Below are 8,256 nucleotides of genomic sequence, written 5' to 3' on the forward strand. Positions count from 1 at the left end.
TGAATCCATAGGAGGGCTTGGTGCTAATCTTGCCGGCAAGATGTTGGCAGAATCAGGCGTAGTAGGTGCTGGATTAAATGGTGTCAGCTTTTCTTCCTACGGGTCAGAGAAGAAGGGTTCTGCTGTAAAAGCTCATATCCGTTTCTGCCTTCCTGAGACGAACATCCGAGACACATCACCTGTAGAACGTCCTCATGTAGTGGGCATATTCCATGAATCCTTATCGAAGACTGTAAATGTTATCAGCGGCATCTATGAAGACAGTCTAGTTCTGGTCAATTCTACTAAATCGCCAGAGCAGTTGAAAGAGAAGTTGAACCTGATCGGCGGTACCATCGCAGTAGTTGATGCGATTGGCATCGCACTGGAAGAGAAGAATCGTGTGAACATGGCGATGCTGGGTGCTCTGTTCCGGCAGTGCGATTTCCTGGACCCTGAGACGATGAAGGGTGTTATCCGTAAGTCACTTGAGAAGAAGTATCCACAGGCGGTGCAGCCGGCGCTGCGCACGTTCGACCGGGGCTATCATGAGGTTAAGTTCCAGACATTCACACTTCCGGAAGATCAGCAGATGCCGGCTTTCGTACGTCATGATACTCCTGTTCTTGGGTACGAGACGCAGCCGATTGGGGGCACCATCACGAATCCGGGGAATAGTATATTGAAGGATATTAGTATATCCCGTGCAGGTATGATGCCGCATTTCGACGATGAGAAGTGTATCCATTGTGCAGCGTGCGACAACGTATGTCCGGATTTCTGCTTCGTCTGGGATGAACTGGCCGATAAGAAAGGCCGACCGCAAATGTTCCTTCAGGGGATCGATTATCAATATTGCAAAGGCTGTTTGAAATGCGTGCAAGCTTGTCCGACCGAAGCGCTCTCGAGCGAACGGGAGGAAGACGGGTATGCTGATCAACATCGAGTTCCGCATCGTTTCGATTTAGCTGTGAAATAATCCATGCTTTACATAGGGGAGGTAGAGAACAGTGGCAATCGACATTAAACAAGAGATGAAGCCAGGTAAAGTCGAACAACGGATGGTGTACGAGTCCGGCAATGAAATGGCTGCTTATGCAGCACATCAGATTAATTATCATGTGATGGGGTATTTCCCCATATCGCCTTCTACCGAGGTTGCACAATTTCTTGATCTGATGAAGTCGAACGGACAGCATGATATTGTACTGATTCCTGCGGATGGCGAGCATGGTTCTGCGGGTGTATGCTTCGGTGCTTCTACAGCAGGTGGTCGGGTATTCAATGCGACGAGTGCCAATGGTTACTTATATATGCTGGAACAAATGCCAGTGCAATCTGGAACGCGCTTTCCTATGGTTATGAATCTGGTGTGCCGTTCCGTATCAGGGCCGCTTAATATTCACGGCGACCACTCCGATCTGTACTATGCGCTTAATACCGGCTGGCCGATCATTATGTGCCGTGATCCGCAAGCTGTATACGATATGAATATTATGGCGATCAAGTTGGCTGAGGACCCGGAAGTTCGTCTTCCTGTTCTAGTAGCTTCTGACGGGTATTTCACCTCTCACCAGAAACGTAAGGTGCAGACGTTCGCCCATCGTGCCGACGTGCACAGCTTTATCGGTGAGCAGCCGCAACGTGGTTATCCGGATACGCTCGATCGCAACAATCCGATTACAGTCGGGCCTTACATGAACGAGCCAGACTACATTAACAACTGCTATCAGCAATCCGTTGCGATGTATAATGCGGAGCACGTGTACGATCGGATTCGCAAAGAGTACCTGGACCTAACCGGTCGCGATTATCCGATCCTCGATCTGTATCGGATGGAGGATGCAGAGGTAGCCGTATTCCTGATGAATTCAGCATCCGAGATCATTAAGGACGTTGTCGACCAACTCCGCGCCAAGGGGATCAAAGCGGGTTCCATCGCACCGAATATGATTCGTCCGTTCCCGGCGAAGCAAATTGCTGAAGCGTTGAAGAATGTGAAGGCCGTCACAGTCGGCGACCGTGCAGATTCGTACGGCGGTCACGGCGGGAACATGGTGAACGAGATTAAGGCAGCCTTGTTCACGGAAGGCAACAGCAGCACGATGGTCATCAGCCGTATCTATGGATTGGGCGGGAAAGACTTCTACAACGAAGACGGTCACAGCCTGTTCCAATTCGCGATTGATGCCGTGGAGAGCGGTAAGGTCGAGAAGCCGTTCGATTACTACGGTCACACGCCAGGTACGGAGAATAAGGCACCGAAACGTGTATTGAATCCGATGAAATATGAAGATGTCAACACGGGCCTTATTACGGTGAAGAAAGATGAAGAGAGCGGCAAGCTGGCCGTACGTATTCCTCCGCTGCGTTCCTTGACCAAGAAAGCGAAACGGATCGCCCCAGGACATGGCGCTTGCCCAGGCTGTGGGATATTCTCCGGTCTTGAATTGTTCTTCAAGGGGATCGAGGGCGACATCGTTGCGTTGTTCCATACGGGCTGTGCAATGGTCGTGACGACCGGCTACCCATACTCCGCGCACAAAGCAACTTACATTCACAACCTGTTCCAGAACGGTGCAGCGACTATGTCGGGTGTGGTGGAGATGTTCTGGGAACGTAAGCGTAGAGGCGAGCTGGATGAATACAACTTGCCTTCAGACTTCACGTTCGTCATGATTACGGGTGACGGCGGGATGGATATCGGGATGGGGCCTGCGATCGGCGCTGCTCTTCGTAACCATAAGATGATCATTCTGGAGTACGATAACGAAGGGTACATGAACACTGGAGCTCAATTGAGCTATTCGACTCCACTCGGTCACCGGACTTCCACGTCTAACGTTGGTTCGAAGCAGCAGGGTAAAGTGTTCCATCATAAGGATACCGCGCAAATTATGGCGGCAACGCATATTCCTTATGTATTCACAGGTTCCGAATCTTTCCCGCAGGACTTAGTCAAGAAAGCGGCCAAAGCGCAATGGTATGCCCAGAATGAAGGGCTTGTATATGGTAAGATTCTGATCACTTGTCCGCTTAACTGGTTGTCGGAAGACCAGGATGGTACGACGATTGTGGATCATGCGGTCAACTCCTGCTTCTTCCCGCTGTATGAAGTCGAGCATGGCGTCACGACGATTACGTACAATCCGGAGGAGAAGAGCAAGAAGATCGAGATGGTGGAGTGGCTGAAGACGATGGGCAAGACGAAGCATATGACCAAACCGGAGAACGCCGAAGCGCTGCAATCGTTCGAGCATGAGGTGGAGCGTCGTTGGAACATCCTGAAGGCGAAGCACGAGAACCCTTATCTATAAGCATGAAGCAATAATGATCCAATAGCATGGCAGGCTGACGGGCACAATTCCTATTGGGATTGTGCCCTACGGCTTCCAGGCTGATCATATATCTCGTCACAAGGGAGGACATAGGATGCCGTATGTTGCCAGACAGCAGCAGACCGGACAAGTCTGGACCTGCAAGCTTACGAATTCATATCAGTTGACGTATTACGGGACGAAGTACTGGGACTGGGAAGATGAAGCAGCCAAGCAGCTTGTTGAATTTCTGGTCAGCCAAGATGTGGGAGATGTAGAGCAATGGTCCGCATTTGAAGTGGATGATTCCCAACTGAAGCGTTATAATGTGAAGCTGAAGAACGACCCAAGATTAACCTTGTATGTGGATGCAGAAGGGCAGGTCGAGATTCGCAAGCCGGTCGAGTAGGAGGCTAGAGCAGCAATGGCTATTATAGTGATGCATAAGCCGACCGGTGAACGGTATGTGTTGATCGGTACTGGCTTCGGAGCTTATAAATCCCGCAGTCCCAGCTTCCTGGGTGGTAATATGTTTCCGAATGAGGAGTACGGAGAACTTCAGATGGCTGCCCTCAGCGACGCCAGAGGCAATATTGTTTGGATGCCGACGGAACAATTGCAGGTGCTAGTCGTGGATGGGAACGACCCGGCCGAGCTACTTGCGACCCTACAATCGGATCGCAATGCTTCGTCTGGTGACTCGAACCACGAGGAGCCGACTGTGTACGRACGATGTCCGGCTTGCGATTATCTGGTGAAGTCTAATGAGTCGGAGTGTCCGTCCTGCGGGTTAACTTTGATCAGTAATGAATCTTAATGAGGGAGAATCAACGATATGAAACCAGAAGCGTTTACAGGAACATATCAAGGTGAGCCAGCCGTGTGGCTTAAGGCGGGACGTTATGAAGCAGCAGTGCTTCCGGGAGTCGGCGCAAACCTGATTGCCTTCCGCGACGTACAGAACGGTTATCGATTCATCCGCGAGCCGGAGCAAGACGAGATGAAGGCCTTCAAAGCGGTGCCCATGGCTCACGGAATTCCAGTGCTGTTCCCGCCGAACCGATATGATGACGGGAAATTCCAAGTACGAGACGTTCACTATCAATTCCCAATCAATGAACCGGAAACCGGCAATCACCTGCACGGTATATGTCTAGACCAGCCTTGGGAAACGGTCGATTCAGGTGCAGACGATCAAGCGAGCTTCGMCTCATTCGCCTTCACCCTTACGGAGTCGGATGCGGCCTATGCATCGTTCCCACACTGCTTCAAGATTACGCTTCGTTACACATTGTCGGACGAAGGACTGGAGCAGCATGTTACAGTACATAACATGGATGATAAGCCGATGCCTTGTATGCTAGGGTTCCATACGGCGATTAATGCACCATTCGTCCCTGGCAGCTCGAGCGACGATTATGTCTTCTCCACGACGATTGGCGAGCGTTGGGAGCTGGATGAGCGGATGCTGCCAACGGAACGTACATCATCCTTGTCCACTTTCGAAGAGAGCTTCAAGGATGAAACCAAGGGTGCTTCCCCCTACTTCGAGGAGATGGACAACCATTACAGCGCGGAGCCGGGTGTGGACGGCAATCGGATGGTGCTAACGGATCGCCGTGAGCAAGTACGGCTTATCTATGATGTGGGCTTGGGCTACAAGCAATGGATGATCTGGAACAATAGCGCTACTGTTGGCTTCTTCTGCCCAGAACCACAGATTAACATGGTGAATGCGCCGAATTTGAGCTTATCTGCAGAGAAGACAGGATTGGTCGTGCTGCAACCAGGTGAGTCGTGGAGCGAGCAGAGCCGATTATATGCAGAACGAGTGGGCTAGTAACGTTACAAGAGAAGAAGGACCGTTGGAAGCTTATTCATCTTCCTGACGGTCCTTCTTCGTAGATACAGCTTGGTTCCATGCTGATGGTTGAACTTGCATCGTGTTGGATTGCTGGATCACTTTATCTTGCGAATCAATGACTTTAATCTCGAATTCCAATTGTGCGGCTTTTTGCAGCTCACTAGGAATCTTGACGGAGATGTACGACGTGTTGTTCCATGTGATGCTAGTTTTTTTGCCGTTAATGAATAGAATGGAGCCCGCTGGCATGTTCTGTCCTGAGATTCCGGCTTGCCATTCATTACTGGCAGAGCTTGGTTGTTGCGGAGTGACTGTATCGATCTTGATCGGCCCAAGGCCCAGGTAAAAGTCCTTATCGATAATGCTTAGCTGTCTGTCCTTGTAGGCATGCTGGTCTCCGAATAAAATGTCATATTGCAATGTTTCGTAGGGCTTCAAATCCGCTTCCTTGATCGCGAACTTGTCGTAATAATTTTTAGGTGGAATAACCGGTATTTTTTTGAACAACGAATATAAGTAGTCCGTATAGTAGCTTCCGGGTAACTTTGCCATATTCAGGACGTAAGGACTCACGAATAAAGGACTCATGTTCAGCGTCTCACGCGGCTGTTCGGGCAAATAATTGTTCCAGATCAGCAGTGGAACCCGATACATTTTATTCAGGAAGTCTGGATCGCTTTCGCCGGTAATGTACTTAGACTCCTTGAATGCCTTGTACTCGTCGCCCAGCGAAGGTAGATGGTCCCCGAAGTATACGATAATGGTAGGCTCATCAATCGAGTTGTAATGTTCGACCAGCTGTTGCAACATGCGGTCTGCGTCATTAGCTCCACGGGCGTATGTTTCCAGCAAGCCCTTGGTTTCCGCCGGTACATTACTCGTGATCTGGAAAGAGTTTTCCGTGAATTTGCCGGGAAAGTAATGAAAGTGATTCTCCATCGTATTGGCGAATACGAAATCAGGACCACTCGTCCTGCTCGTAGCATTAATAATTACTTTGCCTACTTCATTGTCGGCGATATAGGGCCCTTCATAATTCGGCGCGAAATACTCTAGGCTTATGTAGTTATGGAAACCGAAGTTCCTATATACGTCGCTGCTCTTGTAATACCAGGAGTGGAAGGGGCTGACAGCGGTGGAGGTGTAGCCTTGCCGTGCTGTAATACTGGCTATGGAATCGACCTGTTTGCTAATGTATTGGTTGTAAGGGACAGAGCCCTGCGGCAGGAATCGCATCGTATTGCCTGTCAAAACCTCGAACTCCACGTTGGCCGTTCCTCCTCCGAATTGGGGAGACAGCATCGTACCGCTCGAATATTGCTTCTGCAAGGCATGTAGATTAGGAAGCGGATCTTTGTTGAAGGTGACGCCAGGGATTTGCGTAACGTCCCACAGGGATTCACTTAACACTACGATAATGTTAGGCTTTGCTGTGCTCGCGCCTACATTCTTCGTACTTGGCGCATTCATCTTCATAATGCCTGCAACCATTTCGCTGCTGTAATCCGCCAATTTGCTGACGAACAACTGCTCCATATTCATGAAGGTTGACAATGTAAATCCGTTCATCTTCACATTATCCGATTGATTCCATAAGATTCCCTCGATGGCAAACGCACGCTTAATCGGTATCGGTTTGTCGAAATACAGAACAGTCAGTACAATGATGGCCACAACAGCAGTAATACCGCGTTCTTTCCACGTTAGCTTCATCGTCACGCGCGGCATCTTCTTCATCACCGCATAACTGATTAGGAAGAACAAGAGGAGGCCGAACCCGATTTTCCAGCTCATAATATTACGGATGTAAGGGGTCATATCTTTGCTCTCGCTGCTGAGTACAAAGTCCCAAGGCAGCAGGGGGATGCCTAGTATTTTCAGCTTAATACCGCTGATGAGTCCTAGGACGAATAGGATGGGCGTCAAGATCCAGAAAGAGACCCGGGCCCGTCCTATTAGTGCAGTAAGAAGCATGAGCAGGCTATAGATGATAAAGGTGTTGAAGGCGAAACGGATCAAATGAGTGAAGCTCCAAGCGAATGCAGCTCCCAATCCCCCACGGCTCAAAAATTCAACCATGACCACAATTCCAAAACATAACAGGAAAGGTAATTCGTGAGGTCGGATATGCGCATATATTCGACGAATAGTTGGCATGCATAATCACTCTCGATTGTTAAATAATTGTAAACGTTTTTATTATATCATGGGACAAATGCGTAGAGTAGACGTAATTTGAAGCTGTCGAAATAAACATAATATGAACGGATATATACAAAAATGAACGTTCGTTGTAACATGTAAGTAGAATTCATTCCTTATATCTACTGGAGGTAGTTGAAGATGGAAGTACGTTATGCACTAAGCCCGCAAGAAACGAAGACGCTCGATACGAATAAACTGCGCAGCGAATTTCTGATGCCTGAATTGTTCGTGCCCGGACAACTGCAAATGGTGTATACACATGTCGACCGATTTATTGTAGGCGGAGCTATTCCGACTGTTGAACCACTTAAGCTTGAAGCAGACCGCAAGGACACGGGTGCTGACTTTTTCCTGGAGCGTCGCGAGATCGGTATTATTAATGTTGGCCCCCAAGGCATCGTTTCTGTAGATGGAACCGACTATGAATTGAATCCGAAGGACTGCTTGTATGTTGGCCGTGGCAGTAAGGAAGTGTTATTCCGAAGTGTGGATGCTGCGAATCCGGCTCGGTTTTACTTCAACTCTTCACCGGCACACCACACATACCCGACTGTGCATGTGGCGATTCGTGATGCGGAACCGCAGCAACTCGGGTCAGCTAGCACATCCAATGAACGTACAATCTACAAGTACATTCATGCTAATGGGATTCAGAGTTGTCAGCTCGTCATGGGGATGACGCTGTTGAAGCCTAATAATATGTGGAACACGATGCCATGCCATACCCATAACCGCCGTTCGGAAATTTACTTCTACTTCGACATGCCGGATGACGGTGTAGTGTTTCATCTGATGGGTGAGCCGCAGGAAACTCGCCACCTTGTCGTTCGCAATGAGCAGGCGATCATTTCTCCAAGCTGGTCCATTCATAGCGGCGTAGGGACGAGCAAT

Annotated in this window: 7 protein-coding genes; 6 read left to right on the top strand and 1 reads right to left on the bottom strand. The window is 49.3% G+C overall.

The window, feature by feature from the left end; all coding sequences use genetic code 11:
- The 5 genes from AC1DWB_RS29405 to AC1DWB_RS29425 all read left to right on the top strand — a co-directional run.
- Nucleotides 1-958 (top strand): 2-oxoacid:acceptor oxidoreductase family protein (locus AC1DWB_RS29405; RefSeq protein ID WP_477544655.1); only part of this gene is annotated, 958 nt, incomplete at its 5' end.
- A 55-nt stretch (nt 959-1,013) separates the two neighbouring features.
- A complete protein-coding gene (locus AC1DWB_RS29410; protein ID WP_477544661.1) occupies nt 1,014-3,296 on the top strand; it encodes a thiamine pyrophosphate-dependent enzyme in 2,283 nt (760 codons plus the stop codon).
- Nucleotides 3,297-3,411: 115 nt separating this feature from the next.
- Nucleotides 3,412-3,705 (top strand): hypothetical protein, encoded by a 294-nt coding sequence (locus tag AC1DWB_RS29415; RefSeq protein WP_477544656.1) that lies wholly within the window; start codon nt 3,412-3,414, stop codon nt 3,703-3,705.
- Nucleotides 3,706-3,720: 15 nt separating this feature from the next.
- A complete protein-coding gene (locus tag AC1DWB_RS29420) occupies nt 3,721-4,113 on the top strand; it encodes a hypothetical protein (RefSeq protein WP_477544657.1) in 393 nt (130 codons plus the stop codon).
- 18 nt (nt 4,114-4,131) lie between these two features.
- Nucleotides 4,132-5,136 carry an aldose epimerase family protein gene (locus AC1DWB_RS29425; protein ID WP_477544658.1) on the top strand — a complete coding sequence of 335 codons (1,005 nt, stop codon included), beginning with the start codon at nt 4,132-4,134 and terminating at the stop codon, nt 5,134-5,136.
- A 33-nt stretch (nt 5,137-5,169) separates the two neighbouring features.
- Here the strand turns inward: AC1DWB_RS29425 and AC1DWB_RS29430 are convergent, their stop codons facing one another.
- Nucleotides 5,170-7,239 carry a sulfatase-like hydrolase/transferase gene (locus AC1DWB_RS29430; RefSeq protein ID WP_477544659.1) on the bottom strand — a complete coding sequence of 690 codons (2,070 nt, stop codon included), beginning with the start codon at nt 7,237-7,239 and terminating at the stop codon, nt 5,170-5,172.
- A gap of 264 nt (nt 7,240-7,503) precedes the next feature.
- On the opposite strand from AC1DWB_RS29430, the gene kduI reads away from it, so the two are divergent.
- On the top strand, nt 7,504-8,256 hold a 753-nt coding region (gene kduI, locus AC1DWB_RS29435), incomplete at its 3' end, for a 5-dehydro-4-deoxy-D-glucuronate isomerase (protein ID WP_477544660.1).

This window comes from Paenibacillus sp. P4_E11 (assembly GCF_056401635.1).